Source organism: Marinobacter salexigens (assembly GCF_002806945.1).
GTDB classification, from domain to species: Bacteria; Pseudomonadota; Gammaproteobacteria; order Pseudomonadales; family Oleiphilaceae; genus Marinobacter; species Marinobacter salexigens.
This window is the reverse complement of record NZ_NIHC01000001.1, coordinates 464,253-480,050: the sequence shown is the minus strand read 5'-3', so window position 1 is coordinate 480,050 and position 15,798 is coordinate 464,253. Positions and strand designations below refer to the sequence as shown.

11 protein-coding genes are annotated in these 15,798 nt (G+C 52.4%); 4 read left to right on the top strand and 7 right to left on the bottom strand.

The features are described from left to right. Positions 1-6: 6 nt before the first annotated feature. The 4 genes from CDH47_RS02220 to aceE all read right to left on the bottom strand — a co-directional run bounded on the left by CDH47_RS02220 (position 7) and on the right by aceE (position 6,328). Positions 7-1,221 (bottom strand): aspartate aminotransferase family protein, encoded by a 1,215-nt coding sequence (locus CDH47_RS02220; protein ID WP_100638189.1) that lies wholly within the window; start codon positions 1,219-1,221, stop codon positions 7-9. 122 nt (positions 1,222-1,343) lie between these two features. After that, on the bottom strand, positions 1,344-1,865 hold the full coding sequence (locus CDH47_RS02215) for a DUF2478 domain-containing protein (RefSeq protein WP_100638188.1): 522 nt from the start codon (positions 1,863-1,865) through the stop codon (positions 1,344-1,346). Positions 1,866-2,007: 142 nt separating this feature from the next. Further along, positions 2,008-3,654, bottom strand: coding sequence for a dihydrolipoyllysine-residue acetyltransferase (gene aceF, locus CDH47_RS02210; protein ID WP_100638187.1), 1,647 nt, complete (start codon positions 3,652-3,654; stop codon positions 2,008-2,010). A 10-nt stretch (positions 3,655-3,664) separates the two neighbouring features. Beyond that, complete coding sequence (gene aceE, locus CDH47_RS02205) at positions 3,665-6,328, bottom strand: pyruvate dehydrogenase (acetyl-transferring), homodimeric type (protein ID WP_100638186.1); 2,664 nt, start codon at positions 6,326-6,328, stop codon at positions 3,665-3,667. Between the two features lie 659 nt (positions 6,329-6,987). Here aceE and CDH47_RS02200 point away from each other — a divergent pair. The 4 genes from CDH47_RS02200 (at position 6,988) to CDH47_RS02185 (ending at position 10,180) form a co-directional block, all read left to right on the top strand. After that, positions 6,988-8,346, top strand: a complete 1,359-nt coding sequence (locus CDH47_RS02200; RefSeq protein WP_100638185.1) for a KamA family radical SAM protein — start codon at positions 6,988-6,990, stop codon at positions 8,344-8,346. A gap of 175 nt (positions 8,347-8,521) precedes the next feature. After that, a complete protein-coding gene (locus CDH47_RS02195) occupies positions 8,522-9,085 on the top strand; it encodes a hypothetical protein (RefSeq protein ID WP_100638184.1) in 564 nt (187 codons plus the stop codon). 14 nt (positions 9,086-9,099) lie between these two features. Then, positions 9,100-9,915 (top strand): sterol desaturase family protein, encoded by an 816-nt coding sequence (locus tag CDH47_RS02190; RefSeq protein WP_161494469.1) that lies wholly within the window; start codon positions 9,100-9,102, stop codon positions 9,913-9,915. A gap of 43 nt (positions 9,916-9,958) precedes the next feature. Beyond that, positions 9,959-10,180, top strand: coding sequence for a hypothetical protein (locus tag CDH47_RS02185; protein ID WP_100638182.1), 222 nt, complete (start codon positions 9,959-9,961; stop codon positions 10,178-10,180). 218 nt (positions 10,181-10,398) lie between these two features. On the opposite strand, the gene CDH47_RS02180 is transcribed toward CDH47_RS02185, so the two are convergent. From CDH47_RS02180 to trxA, 3 genes are all read right to left on the bottom strand, one after another. After that, complete coding sequence (locus tag CDH47_RS02180) at positions 10,399-11,226, bottom strand: DUF5723 family protein (protein ID WP_153045454.1); 828 nt, start codon at positions 11,224-11,226, stop codon at positions 10,399-10,401. Between the two features lie 245 nt (positions 11,227-11,471). Beyond that, a complete protein-coding gene (locus tag CDH47_RS02175; RefSeq protein ID WP_100638180.1) occupies positions 11,472-14,699 on the bottom strand; it encodes a hypothetical protein in 3,228 nt (1,075 codons plus the stop codon). 175 nt (positions 14,700-14,874) lie between these two features. After that, entirely contained in the window at positions 14,875-15,738 is an 864-nt protein-coding gene (gene trxA / locus CDH47_RS02170) for a thioredoxin (RefSeq protein WP_100638179.1), read from the bottom strand. Positions 15,739-15,798 lie beyond the last annotated feature (60 nt).

Sequence of the window (15,798 nt, the reverse complement as noted above, 5' to 3'; positions counted from 1 at the left end):
AAGCTCCTAGGCGGTCAGCTTTTTCACCGCCGCTTCAAAGCGCTCAAGCGCCTCATCGATATCAGTATCCGGAATGATCAGCGAAGGCGCCAGCCGAATCACATCGGCGCCTGCAACCAAAACCATCACACCTTCATCCAGACCCGCGTTGAGAAAGTCCTTGGCCTTTCCCTTCCATTGTTCGGTCAGTACGCATCCCAACAAAAGCCCGGCACCGCGAACGTCACTGAAAATTCCATGGCGCTCGCCGATATCCTTCATGCCTTTGCGCAGGTGTTCAGCACGGGCCTTAACACCCTTGAGGATCTCGGGCTGGCTCACGGTATCAATCACCTTCTGGGCAACGGCACAGGCCAGTGCATTGCCGCCATAGGTGCTGCCGTGAGTGCCAACGCCAAGGCTGGCTGCAATTTTGGCGGTCGTCAGCATGGCGGCTACCGGGAAGCCCCCACCCAAACCTTTGGCGCTGGTGAGAATGTCTGGCACCACATCGTACATCTGATAGGCATAAAGATGGCCAGTGCGGCCAACGCCAGATTGTACTTCGTCAAAAACCAGCAAGGCATCGTTGTCATCACAGAGCTTGCGCAAGCCTTCCAAAAACTCAGGGTCGGCTGGAACCACACCGCTCTCACCCTGAATCGGCTCCACAACCACAGCACACGTCTTTTCCTTGGAGATCAGCTTTTTGACGGATTCCAGATCGTTAAAGTCTGCGTGGTGGATGCCTCCCGGAGCAGGCTCGAACCCTTCCAGGTATTTCGCCTGGCCACCCACACTCACAGTAAACAGTGTGCGGCCGTGGAAAGCGCCTTTGAAGGAGATAATTTCATGCTTCTCCGGGCCTGTGTGCTCCCAACCATAACGGCGTGCCAGCTTGAAAGCGGCCTCGTTAGCCTCTCCACCGGAGTTTGCGAAAAACACCCGTTCTGCGAATGTCAGGTCGCACAGGGTTTTGGCCAAACGCAACGCTGGCTCATTGGTCATCACGTTGGAGAGGTGCCAGATTTTCTCTGCCTGCTCCACCAGGGCGCCAACCAGCCCCGGATGTGAATGCCCGAGGCAGCTCACCGCAATGCCACCCTGAAGATCTATAAACTCGCGCCCGTCCTGATCCCATATTCGGGAACCCTCACCTCGCACAGGTATAATCGAACCCGGAGCGTAATTGGGTACCATCACTTCATCAAACAGTTCGCGGCTGACAGGTTCTTTGTTCATAGATCTCTCTCGGAAAAGCAGTTAAGCCTATAAAAATAGTGGAGTTGCCGGCACAGGCAAGTAAGTAGGTGTGCGGATTAATGCCTTATACTACGCCACTTCAGGCCTAAGCACATCCGGCGCTATTGCCTCTGGACAACCTCATCACACCATTGCAAGACCGCCTCCTCTGAAAATGGCAAATCCGCCGCCTGCCCGCCACTAAATTCATGCCACTGCGAGAGGAACTTGCGCTTAACAACCGTTAAAACCGGTATGCCTGCCTCAATTAACTGAATAAACTCGGCGCGACAGCCCTTGCCTTCAATTTCCTGTTGCCCGAACCGGTTCACGACAGCCAACCGGGGCGGCTGTTGCAGCAAAGCGCGCAATACGCTGGTTGCATCCGCAAGCCCGTAAGGATCGAGGCAGCAGGATTGCGATTCTTTCCCCAGGTCCTGGGCAATGGAGTATTCCTTACCCGTTTCGAGATCCTGAAGCGCCATGGGCTCTCGCCGCAAACCCTGGTCATTCAACGCCATGGCCAAACCTGCGACCCGGTCACCATGGCTATTAAGTGTGGCTGCCACCTTGTGCAACAATTTATCTACGGGCTGCTCATCGTTGTCGTAGATAATTGCCGCGAGATCCAGTTGTGTGCTCATACATTCGATACCTGCAGACTAAATCCGAATAGCCTAGCGGGTTTGGCACTGCGTTCATTGCGCTGGGTCAGTATTACTGGCTTACCTTGCCTCACACCGCCACCCCGGACTTCAAAGGCTGGGGTGGCGGATCTATCGGCCATCAAAGCAGCAGGGTACGAATATCCCCAAGCAGCTGACTGAGCAAGGTGGTAAACCGCGCCGCATCAGCGCCATTCACTGCACGGTGATCGTAGGACAACGACAGCGGCAGCATTAGCCGCGGCTGAAACTCGCTACCATCCCACACAGGCTTCATGGCCGCCCTGGAAACCCCAAGAATCGCCACCTCAGGGGTATTCACAATTGGCGTGAATGCCGTACCGCCTATGCCGCCCAAGCTTGTGATGGTAAAGCAGGCACCCTGCATTTCTGCTGGTTTCAGTTTCCTGTCCCGGGCTTTCTGGGCAAGTTCGGCGCTTTCGGCCGCCAGCTCCCATAGGCCCTTCTGATCCACATCACGAATCACCGGCACCATCAGCCCGTTAGGCGTATCCACTGCAATACCAATGTGAATGAACTGCTTGTGAACAACCTCTTTGCGCTCCATATCCAGAGACACGTTGAACTGCGGCAACTCTGCCAGCGCAACTGCACAGGCCTTCAGAATGAACGGCAAAGGCGTCATCTTCACGCCTTTCTTCTCACCGGCCGTTTTCTGGGATTTACGGAATGCCTCCATGTCGGAGATGTCTGCATCTTCAAACTGGGTAACATGGGGTACGTTCAGCCAGCTGCGCTGCATGTTGGTGGCCGTTACCGCCATCATCCGCGACATGGGCTCTCTTTCTACGTCGCCAAACTGGCTGAAATCTGGCAGCTTCACTCCCGGTATTCCGGAGCCAGCACCACCACCCGGGCTTCCCTGCTGCGCCTGTTGCAACTGGTTCTTCACATAATCATGCACATCGTCTTTGAGAATCCGGCTTTTCGGGCCAGACCCCTTGATGCGTGTCATATCTGCACCCAGCTCGCGGGCCAGTTTACGAACAGCCGGGCCGGCATGAACTTTGGCACCCGGAGAAAGCGGCTCGTAGGTTGAACTCTGCGGCTGTACCTCTGCCTCTTTCGAGGATTTTTCATCTGGCCCGGAGTTCGATTTCTCAGCAGTGTCCGCAGGCGCCTCGTCCTGCGCCTCTTCTTCCTCGTCGCCGTCAACGGTAACCATCATTTCCAGAAGCTTGTCGCCCTCAGACAACTTATCGCCTTCGGCCACCAGAATCTTGACCACCTTGCCGGCATAAGGAGACGGTATATCCATGGATGCCTTATCGGATTCAACAGTAACCAAAGATGCATCTACTTCAAGGGTATCGCCCTCGGCAACGTTGACTTCAATAACCGGCACATCTTCCATGCCATCCAGAGGCGGGACCAGCACTGTTTCCTTGCGGGAGCCGCCAGATTTTTTCTTGGGCTCCGGCTTGCTCTCTTCGGGCTCGGGCTTATTGTCGGAAGCAGGCTCACTTTCAGCTTCAGCCTCTGGCTCATCATCAGCCGCGCTCGCTGCGCCGTCGGTCTCCATCATGGCTACCACGTCGCCTTCTTTTACTTTGTCTCCCACCTTCACGGAGAGTTTGGTGATCTTGCCAGCTCCGGGGGACGGTAACTCTACTGAAGCCTTGTCAGTTTCAACCGTCAGAATGGAGTCTTCCGCCTCAACCGTATCGCCAGGGCTGACCAGAATCTCGATCACCTCAACTTCATCTGCCCCGCCGAGATCGGGAACTTTAATTTCCTGTTCACTCATGACGGTCTCCTTAGCAGTGCGCCGGGTTCGTTTTGTTACGATCGATACCGTACTTGCGCATGGCCTCAAGAACCTGATCTTCCTTAACCTCGCCATCTTTGGCCAGGGCAGACAGGGCGGCTACCGTTACGTAATAGCGATCCACTTCGAAGAAGCTTCTCAGCTTCTCGCGGGTATCACTGCGACCAAAACCGTCTGTACCCAATGTCAGGAAGGTTTTGGGGATGAACGCCCGCAGTTGCTCGGAGTGCAGCTTGACATAGTCTGTAGACGACACAACAGGGCCTGCCTGCTTCTCCAGACACTGAGCGACGAAAGCCTTGCGGGGCTTATCATCCGGGTGCAACAGATTCCAGCGCTCAACGTGCTGACCATCACGGGCAAGCTCGTTAAAGCTGGTCACGCTCCAGACATCCGAGGCAACGCCCCAATCATCTTTCAGCATCTGAGCCGCTGCTCGCACTTCATTGAGGATTGCACCTGCACCCAGTAGCTGTACACGCAGCTTTTTCTTGCCGCCTTTGACTTCCACAGACTCGAACTTGTACATGCCCTTGATGATGTCGTCTTCCACGCCCTTAGGCATGGCTGGCTGTTCATAGTTCTCGTTTTCCATGGTGATGTAGTAGAAAACGCTTTTGTTCTCTTCGAACATCTCCTTCAAACCATGGTGAATCACCACCGCCATTTCATAACCAAAGGCAGGGTCATATGCCTTACAGTTAGGTATGGTGTTCGCCAACACATGGCTATGGCCATCCTGATGCTGCAGGCCTTCTCCGTTCAGCGTGGTGCGCCCTGCGGTACCCCCAATCAGGAAGCCGCGCGCCTGGATATCACCTGAAGCCCAGGCCAGATCACCCACACGCTGGAAACCAAACATAGAGTAGAAGGCATAGAAGGGAATCAGCGGGAAGTTGTTATTGCTGTAGGAGGTGGCTGCTGCCATCCACGCAGCCATAGCACCGCCCTCGTTAATACCTTCTTGCAGAATCTGCCCTTTTTTGTCCTCCCGGTAATACATGATCTGTTCCCGGTCCTGAGGTACGTATTTCTGGCCCTCAGAGGTGTAGATTCCCAACTGGCGGAACATACCTTCCATACCGAAGGTCCGGGCCTCATCCGGCACAATCGGCACAATCCGCTTGCCAATGCGCTTGTCTTTAACCAATGCGCCCAGCAAACGCACAAACGCCATGGTTGTAGAAATTTCCCGCCCATTCGAGCCTTCCAGAACGGACTTGAAAATATCCAGCTCGGGAATCTTGAGGGGCTGGCAATCCTTGCGGCGGCGGGGGTAGAAGCCGCCCAATTCTTGCCGCCGCTTGTTCATATACACCAGCTCGGGGCTATCGGGCGCTGGGCGGTAATAAGGTACATCTTCCAGCTCTTCGTCCTTCAACGGAATCGCAAAGCGATCGCGAAATGCCTTCAGGGTTTCAATATCCAGTTTTTTCAGGGAGTGGGCTGTATTCTGGGACTCTCCGGCCGCACCAAAACCGTAACCTTTGATGGTGTGGGCGAGAATGACCGTTGGCTTGCCGTTTGCTTCCGTTGCTGCCTTTTTGTATGCGGCATAAACCTTATAAGGGTCGTGACCACCCCGGTTTAGCTTGTTGATGTCTTCGTCAGTCCAATCTTCCACCAGCTTGGCCAGCTGGGGGTACTTCCCGAAGAAATGCTTACGGGTATATGCCGGGCCATTATGGGTGAAGTTCTGCAAATCACCATCGCAAATCTCATCCATGGCGCGCTGCATAATGCCGCTTTCATCCTGATCAAACAGGGTATCCCACACCCGGCCCCAGACCACCTTGATAACATTCCAGCCAGAGCCGCGAAACGCGCCTTCCAGCTCCTGAATAATCTTGCCGTTACCTCGCACCGGGCCATCAAGGCGTTGCAGGTTACAGTTCACCACGAACACCAGGTTGTCGAGATTTTCCCGGCCGGCCTTTGAGATACACCCGAGGGTTTCTGGCTCGTCGGTCTCACCATCACCCACAAAGCACCAAACCTTGCGATCACCCATTTCAACAAGTTCGCGGCTGTCCAGATACTTCATCACGTGAGCCTGATAAATGGCCTGAATCGGCCCAAGCCCCATGGATACGGTGGGGAACTGCCAGTAATCCGGCATCAACCAGGGGTGCGGATAGGAAGAAAGGCCGTCGCCATCCACTTCCTCCCGATACTTATCAAGCTGCTCTTCTGTAAACCTGCCTTCCAGAAAAGACCGCGCATAATTACCCGGAGCCGCGTGCCCCTGAAAATAAACCAGGTCGGATTCACGCTTTTCATCACCGCCGTGGAAAAAATAGTTAAAACCAATATCGTAAAGCGTGGCAGCTGATGAGAAGGTGGAAATATGGCCACCCAGATCACCCGGGCGTTTGTTGGCCCGCACCACCATAGCCATGGCGTTCCAGCGGATCAGCGAACGTATCCGACGCTCCATAAACAGGTCGCCCGGCATACGCGCTTCCTGGGTTGCCGGAATGGTATTGCGGAACGGCGTGGTAATTGAATAAGGCAACTCGGTGCCATCCCGGCTTGCGCGCTCAGAAAGGCGCTCCAGAATGTACTTAACCCGCTCTATGCCTTCGTTTTCCATGAGCGACTCAAGTGCATCAAGCCATTCGCTCGTTTCAATGGGATCATCATCCTGGTACATCAAACCTCCCCCTTCGCATTCAAAAGTGCTGCAGCCGCCGGTCGCGGCAACTGCGCATGCGGTAAAATTCAAGCTATAAAAACAACCGATTCAGCTTCTTGACTACTGTTTCTTCTACCTGACGAAGTACCAACCAAGGGTACACATTGCATTCACCAAGCATAGAACAGCTTTTATAGTTTTACTGCCTGCTTCCAAAACGATTGCCGGCCTGTTGCGAAAAACTGGCTTTCTCCCTCAGAGCGGGCACTTCATTCTGTAGTAGTTTTACTACCAAAACCAACCGAAACCCTTTAGAAATTTGAAACAACCTTGAAAAACGCAAAACTATTTACGATTAGTTACGCAATAGTGCCTTTTTTACCCGGGTCAAACAACCAAACTCAGACCAACGTCTTAGTTATAGAAACATCCCTATTAATTACCGTGCTAAACGATCTCCACGCAACTCACCCAAACCCACAAACAGAAACAACCCTTTAAACTCAATGACTTAAAAACACATGCTCAGAATAGTGAATTTTTATTACGCGCTTTTTTAATTAGACCTGAAACTAAACAACAATTTATGTATACTCGCCTGCCCATTTTTTGACCACCGGAGCGGCGCTACTTTTGCCCTCCTGACATTTCATACTTTTAACCACAGAGGGCGAACCATGAATTCAATCGTCACCTTTCCTAACCGAATTCCCACTACAGAATTCGAGGAGCGACGCTTCAAGGTTTATACAGACCGCCAGCTAGATAAAATCGAAATCATTCAGAACCTCCCGGAAGAGGCTCTGTTTGAAATGAAAGTAGTGGCCAGTGTGCTGCCTTTCCGGGTGAACGAGTATGTGATCAACGAACTGATCAACTGGGACAAGGTACCCAACGACCCCATCTATCAGCTGGTTTTCCCGCAAAAAGGCATGCTCAAAGACGAGCACTTTGACCGCATGGCAAAACTGCACCGGGAAGGTGCGGAGAAAAAAGAGATTCAAGCGGTAGCAAAAGAGATCCGCGACGATCTGAACCCGCACCCGGCTGGCCAGATGGAAATGAACATGCCGGAACTGGAAGGCGAAGTGCTCGACGGTGTGCAACATAAATACCGCGAGACCGTGCTGTTTTTCCCGGCTCAGGGCCAGACCTGCCACTCTTATTGCACCTTCTGTTTCCGCTGGGCGCAGTTTGTAGGCGATAAAGACCTGAAGATGTCGAGCACCGAAGCCAACAAGCTGCATGGTTATCTGCAGGAGCACACTGAAGTAACGGATTTACTGGTGACCGGTGGCGACCCCATGGTGATGAAAACCAAGAGCCTGGCGCAGTACCTTGAGCCGCTGCTACAGCCGGAATTCGACCACATCCAGACTATTCGTATTGGCACCAAGGCTTTGACCTTCTGGCCTTACCGTTTTGTGACCGATAAGGATGCAGACGAGCTGATCGATCTGTTCGCCAGGCTTGTGGATGCCGGCAAGCACATTGCCATCATGGCCCACTACAACCACTGGCAGGAAATCACCACCGACATTGCCGAAGAAGCTATCCGCCGCATTCGCGCCACAGGTGCGGAAATCCGCGCGCAGGGCCCGTTGATCAAACACGTAAACGACAACGCCGACGACTGGGCCAAGCTTTGGAAAAAAGAAGTACAGCTGGGCATCATTCCCTACTACATGTTTGTAGAGCGGGACACAGGCGCCAAGAACTACTTTGAAGTGCCCCTGGCCGAAGCGTTTAACATTTACCGCGAAGCCATGAAAAAAGTCAGCGGCCTGGCCCGCACCGCCCGCGGCCCCAGCATGAGTGCAGGCCCCGGCAAGGTTGAAGTTCAGGGCATTGCAGAGGTCGCTGGCGAGAAAGTCTTTGTACTGCGCTTCCTGCAGGGCCGCAACCCGGACTGGGTACAGCGTCCTTTCTTCGCCAAGTACAGCGAAACCGCCACCTGGTTGCATGAGCTGGAGCCGGCGTTTGGCGAGGAGAAGTTTTTCTTTGAGGATGAGTTTGAGGCGATGAAGAACGGCTGATGCCGTTGTTCACTAACGATTCCTGAACCGGGGCTTGCCCCGGTTTTTTATACATTGCATGTCCATCTCAACTTCGTTGCATGGGAGCTGAAACCACACAACGCGACAACCGCCTCAAACAATGCCACTATAAAAAATCAGGAGTTCTTAAAGAGCAGCTTCGAGGCAATAGCCTATGCAAACCTCAAGATCGACATGGCTCACCAACAAAGCCTGGATTGCACTACCTGTTATTCTGGTGCTCGCCCTTGCCCGCTGCAGCGGCGATACGAGCGAAACCACTCCCCCTGAGAGCCTAGCCGACGCAGAGGTGAGCGACGAACCAAAAACACTTGCCGCATCGACACCAACAGATAAGCCATCAGACAAAAAGCGCTTTTCATCCAGCGAGATCAAAGCTGCCATGCGCGAGCACATCGCCAAACGTACAGCACTCGGCAATCCTGGCGTTTTCGAAATCACAGATCCACGTACCAGCCAAAGCCTAGAGCTTCAGTTTCAAATCATTCACGACCCGGTGCGCGTGATTGACGGCCAGTTCTATTTTGCCTGCACCAACTTTGCCGCTATCAACGACCCTGACAAGACCTACGATCTTGATTTCTGGTTGCAGGAGCTGGATGGCGAACTCGTCGTCTACGAAGAAAACGTGCACAAGCTCCCAGTACGATCAAACAACCAATGGGTGCAGCAGCCCCGGTACAACTTTGTAAACGACCGGATCAATCTACTCCGGTAGGCGGGCAGACGACTATGGACGACGCCAAACTCATTATCTTCTTACTCGGCTTCGCCCTGCTCTACGGTGTGGAAACCCTTTTTTCTGCTCGTCCCTGGATAGAAGCTCGGGGCAAGCGCCTGCGAACTCATGTAACCATGGCCATTTTCAACACTGTGCTTCTCAAGCTGGTGATACTCGCCCCGTTTCTTTACTGGACTGAGTATGTACTGGAACAGGGTTGGGGGCTGGCGCCGCTGCTTGGTTACAGCGGGCTTGGTGGCATTCTCGCAACCGTTATCGTGCTGGACATGCTGGATTACTGGTGGCACCGCTTTAATCACCGCGTTGGTTTGCTCTGGCGATTTCACAAGGTTCACCATGTGGATACACACGTCGACATCACCACAGCTCTGAGATTTCACCCAGGCGAGTTGTTCATTTCCTTCTTTGTAAAACTGGGGGGGATTGCGCTTTGGGGGCCATCCCTCGCAGGTTTTGTTGTCTTCGAAATGGCTGTCAGCCTGGCCAGCCAGTTTCATCATTCCAACATTGATCTACCAGACCGCTGGGAACGCAGGCTGCGACGTTTTATTGTCACGCCCCGTTTCCATACCAGCCATCATACAGTGTCCCGCCGAACCGGAGATGCCAACTTTGCCACTATCTTTATTGTCTGGGACCGTCTTTTTGGTACCTACGCCGAGCCAGACGAACAGGAAATGGCTCAACTGGGTCTTCCGGAAGGCCGAGAGGATTATCTGTCTTTCAGCACCTGGCTGACAGAACCCTTTCGACCAAGAAATCAGAATCCGGAACATCCAAACCAACACGTTGCTCGTAATCTTTAACGCGAGTATAAGTAAATAATACTGCCCCAACAGGAGAAACAGTATGAAAACGCTCCACTCTCTAATAGCTCTGATGTTCCTGCTCGCTGCTATGTCATTCGGTGGCGTTGCTCTAGCTCAAGATGAACACGGCGGACAAGCCGTAGAAGACGTTAGTGAAGACGAACACGCTGGCGACGAAGTGGAATCCGAAGAGGAGTCGGATGAGGACGAGCACGCAGGTGAAGAAGCTGAGCCTGATGAGCATGCCGGAGACGAAGCCTGAGGCTGGCCAACAATAAACCGGCATTTCTTGGTTTAAGTTTTCAGAAGCCGTTGCTCCAGTCTGAAGAAGGCCCGCTAAAAAGTAAGCTTTGAGGATTTATGCCTTGAGAAGTGCCTGAACCCTCAACGCTTCTTTCGCGCATCTGAGCTTCTGGTGCGCATTATCTGTAACTGAAAGCTATTTCCCAGAAGATTCTCAACTGGCGCGATACAGGATCGTCAGTAACCATATGACACGTTAAAACTCAGCGACTGCACCTTGCGCCATTCCAACTGATCCACCGCTAACCCTGCCCGCCAGCCGTTGTACTCCGCTTCAATCCCGATTGTTTCGTATTTGGGCCAATAGACTGCCTTCAATCCTAGTCCGCTGGCGTAGCTATAACCCGCGCCAAAACCAACCAACCCATAGCCGAACTGATATTGGCCTTTCAGGTGTGCTGACCAAGGGCCTTCCGAAAGCTCAGAGGCTACCTGATACCGAGGATCTATTCTCTGGGAAACATCACGATAGCCCTCAATGCCACTTCCAAGACTGCTGCCGTCGCCAGGCTTAATATCAGAATCCCCTTTGGCAATCGTATAGGGCGCGTCTTTCCATCGGATTCGTGCAAAAAGGTCATCAACCGTTAAGCTGAAGAGCCAACGATCATCAGGCTGCCACTGGGCACTAAGATCACCGGCCCAGCCCAAACCTGCCGGCTCGTTTGTTATAGGGCGATTAAAGAGCACATCCCTGTAGTAACTGTAATCAACCTGTGCACTGAACACGTAATCTTCCGGGCTCGTCACCTGGATATCACCCGCTAGATCACCTGTCATTAGATGTTTTGCGTCAAGTACTGCTGCACCAACGGTCAAAGCCCCACGATCCCAGGTAAAACGATAACCAAAACGCAATGCAAGGGCAGTGAAGCCATTAACGCTCAATCGCGCCGGTATTTGTGCTCCCTCATCAAGAGGTAAACCGGCCTCAATCCGCCCCCAGTATTCGGCAAGATCCGCATTCATACGCAAATCCACCAAACCACGCTGCTGCAAGGACATTTCTACTCCTTGGTAGCGAACGCCCAGTTCAAAGAGACTGACAGCCCACTGTCGCTCTCCACGACCAAATTCAGATCCCCAATTCTCGAGGCTCGTACGAATCGGCTCAGGCTCGCTGAGAAACTGATTCTCAGTGCGCCCAAACAGCTCATAACCGCCAGCAGAAAAGGAGCAAATATATGCTGCAGTGAAAAAAAAGGCGGGGCCAAAGCCCCACCTTTTTTCCCGGTTGCCCGGTTTTGTCATCAGAACAAAGTCTCGAACTCGGTTACTGTACCATTCGGATAAGTAATGACTGGCCGACCTTCACGGTACTCTACGTCACCAATGTCTGCATCCTTCACGTAGGCATCTCCTGTCAGGTTACTCAGCTTTCCGTTTTCATCAAAAGAACCTGCCAAGATAAGGCGGTAGCCTTCCGCGTTAGAGAACTGTGCAGTGACTACATCCGCTCCCTGCAGGTCTTCGAAATTCTGTGAACGAACAACTGCGGTGTAGTTGCCGCCATTCCAGTTTACCTTGGCCTCAACCTCACCACCCTTCTGGCTGGAGCGATCCAGCGTCAAGGCAACAGAGGCTTCCGGCAATTCCGGCATCTGGACACTCGCACTCAAGGCAATAGAGCCCTCAAGGAAGTAGTCTGCCGCTTCCAGATCGGGGAACTCAGCATTCAGCTCAAGCTGCGCAGGCTCATCGCCGGCAACCTCACCAAACATGACATATGCATTCCACAAAGAGGGAGTAACCTGCCCCTTCACACTCTCATGCAGTCCATCTTTGAGTTGCTGGATGCCTTTGGTCTCTGCCTGATTCCATGCTGCCTGATTGTCAGCCTCACTGAGCAAATGAACGCCCTCCAAGGTTGCTTCCGCACAATTAATGACAGTGGAAAATCCCGATAAGCTTCCATCTACATAGCCCGTATAGGCCTTCAGCGCAGTATTCGGATTTTCAACACAGCCGTTAAAGCTTCCGCGACTCACTGGCAGGGTATAACTTACATACCCGTAGACGTCACCGCCATAAGAGCTGATTCCGTAAGAATCTGGCTGGGCATCATCCACAAGGAATTGAGTCGGATTTACGGCAGCAATCAGCTCATCAGTAAGCTGTGGTGGAAGATCCATCGAGAAAACTCTCGCACCACTCCAATACTCTGAAACCTGCCCGACTAACTCACGAGTCCCAGGCCCGATGGCATAAACCTCACCTTTAGGGATGCTCTCGCTAACAGAGTTAGAAAACGTTGTGTCCCAATAGTTCAGTTCAGTGCCGGTCAAAAGATCAGCGGCAGAAACAGTTTGCTCACTCAGTTCACCACCTGCTCCTTGTGACCCAATGATAAACCCTCCCGCATAGGTATCGGCCAACTTATCCACCAGCGCCGTTTTTACTACCTGCAATTGCTGCTGGTTCAAATTGTACAAGTTCCGTGTAGTGGAGCCTTTCGTAGCATAAAACGCATTTCCCCAACTGCCTACCTGGCCTGAGTAGCCATAAAACGGGCTAACCTCTACGTACCCGATCACTGGTTCTATCGCAGTTTCTGGAATTAACCCTGCCACTTCACTGGCAGGTACGCTTACGGTTACCGGGCGCACCTGCCTGCTGTAATCCGCCCAGGCAACCACATCAAAGCGATCTGCATTGCGGACGTTGAGCCTGGCACTGGCCTCGAACTGGTGAGTCAGATCTGATGATTTGAAAAAACCATCGATACCAAAACTTTTCAAACTTACGCGGGTTTGACTCAAAGCGGAATTGCGCCCTGCGCCAGCATCACCCAGCCGCACTAGTTCCAGATCCACATTCCCATCAAACTGATCGCCGGCGGCGCTTCTTACGGCCATACCACCGGAAAAGCGTGCCGAAACAAACCGGGAGTTAAACTCCGCATCCAAATTCGAATCGTCAAACAAGCCGCGATCGGATGAAGCAACCCATGACTGGTTAAGGGTGAGGTTCAGCTTTGTGTTCTTGAGCTCAATCAAAGATGCACCAATGGTGCCCGATGCGATGATGTTACTTTGCGTTGCCAGCTTTTTAACAATTAAATCTACTGAATCCGCTTCATACGGATTAGCAACCAAATCCACTGGAATGTCGGTGCTGAGCGTTAAATCCAGAGGCTCCAACAGCTTGCCACCTGCATCAACTGCTGCCCCTTGCATGCGAACCTGAACACCGCCCTGATAGTCGGAAAAAGTAACGGTTAACTCCCCAACTTTCTGACCGCCTTCTGTCAGCACGTCAATCTTGCGGCTACCGCCATTTTTGATCAAACTGCTGGCATCTTCCGGGCTATTTATCAAGAGATTGAAAGCCGAATCCACAGCAAGACCAACAAACTCAAACTGCCCTTCTGTGGTGGACTTGAAAATATTTTTTACGGTAGCCTGATCGACCTTTACCGCAGCCGCCAAGGCATCGCTATCCTGACCTTCAATCGCCCGTGCCCAACTACGAACATCCGCAACAAAGTTCTTGAAACTTTCAATCTTTTGGCCACGATCACCCGTGTAATCAGTTTCGTCCTGACTAACCTGATCCTTGACCGCCAATGGCTCAGCTTTGGCCAATGCAACCTGACGCTCCGCAACACTTTCGACTTCTTTCGAGAAAGACGACTGTATCTGGGGATCTTTAGCCACCACATCCGCCGCACTGGCAAGCGCCTGCTTAAGCGCATTCTCTTCATTGCTTTCGTCTTCCGCCCCAAGCACACCATCTTCAAATGCGCTAGCGAGCTGGTTCAGACTTGCAACAAAATCCACATCACCACCAGCAGAAGCAGGCTTGAAGATAGCTTCTGCAACAACGGCGTTCATGAGTGCGGCTTTGCGCTGGTCACCAGACGCCGTGCTGATATCAGCTGACGTAATACTCTTGGCCTGGGTGCGTTCGATATCAAAGCCAGCGGCCAAAGAAACTTCTGCATTAGCGATACCTGCGGCACCTGCTGGGGACTTACCTTCAGAAATCAGTTTTTCCACACGCTTGGCAGCAATCGTTGTCCAGGCGGTTACCGGGGCGCTGACTGTTTTCTGCCCTTTGGTATTGGCAGTGACCGCAGAAAGCCTAAAGTTCTGAGGAAGCTTAAGCTCATCGCCTTTATTGACATTTCCACAGCTGGAGAGTGCATCACATACCATTCTGGATTCGCTGGTAGGTGCAACAATGATTTTGAGAGGGCCACCGCTATAACTGTCACTAAGGCTAATTTCATATTCGCCATTTTTATCTGTAGTGGCAGTGCCCACGATTGCATCGTTCTGGTCAAGGTCATGCGCGGTTACTTCTGCGCTTCTGACAATGCCCTTAATGGCTGCACCACTAACGGTCGTTGCGCTTGCAGCGGGAGGCTGTGGAGGGTTACTTGGGGTGTCTGAGCTTGAAGACCCACCACAGCCAGAAATGGCTAAAGTTGAAGCAACAGCGAGGGATAAAGCGGCTTTTTTAAACGTAAGTGTCATTATCTTCTCCGTGATAAAGGCTTTTTATTAAATGCCATTAATGGTTCACGGAAGATAGTAGCTCAGCGATGCGAGCCTGAAAGTCAAATAAGGTGAAGTTGTGTTTCCGTATATATCTGATACAGGTTTTGTCACCGGGTGCTTTCAAACGCACCCGGTGAAAAACCCCCAACAATCAGTGCATCAAAGTATAAAGCTTGCGCCGATAAGTCCGCACATCCGGATTGTTATTCCCCAGCTTCTCAAACAACTCAACCAGGGTGGTTTTGGCCACTTCGTCCTTGTATTTGCTGTCCACCTGCATAAGCCGGATCAACAGTTCCATCGCCTCCGCATTTTTCTCCTGGAGCACGTTATGCAGCGCCAACAGGTGCAAGGCGTTCGGGTCTTTCGGGTCTTGCTCCAGCGCCATTTCCAGATCTTTCACGGGCGGCAGCTCAGCGGACTGTTTCAGGAATTTTATTCTGGCGGCTAACTGTTTAGCCTGGTGCTGCAGTTTTTCCTCCGGCGGCAGGCTTTCCAGCACCTGCTCAGCGGTTTCAAGATCACCGGTTTCAGCCTTCAGTTGAGCGAGGTCGATCAGCACTTTCAGATTCTCCGGGTCTTTCTGGTTCAATTCCGAGAGAATTTCCATTGCACCGTCGATATTGCCTTCTTCCCATATGCGATGGGCTTTCTCGTATGGATCTTCCTCGGGCAGTTCGACGTGTTTCTCGAGCACCTTGCGAATTTCACTCTCAGGTAAAGCCCCATTAAATCCATCAACGGCCTGTCCATCCTTAACAAGGATAACCGTTGGCAGGCTACGCACACCCAAACTGGAAGTGAGCTGTTCCTGCTCGTCCGCATTTACTTTCGCAAGGCGGAAAGCGCCTTGGAACTCGTTCGCCAGTTTTTCCAGCAATGGCATAAGCTGCTTACAGGGCGCACACCACTCGGCCCAAACATCCACGAGCACAGGTGTGGTCGAAGAGGCATCCATAACCTCCTGCTGAAAGTTTTCCATGGTGGCTTCAAAAATATGGGGAGAGCTGCTCATGTGGGGCACCTGAAATGTTCGTATATGGGTTAAAGCGTAGATGGGGCTATAGGCCCGAAA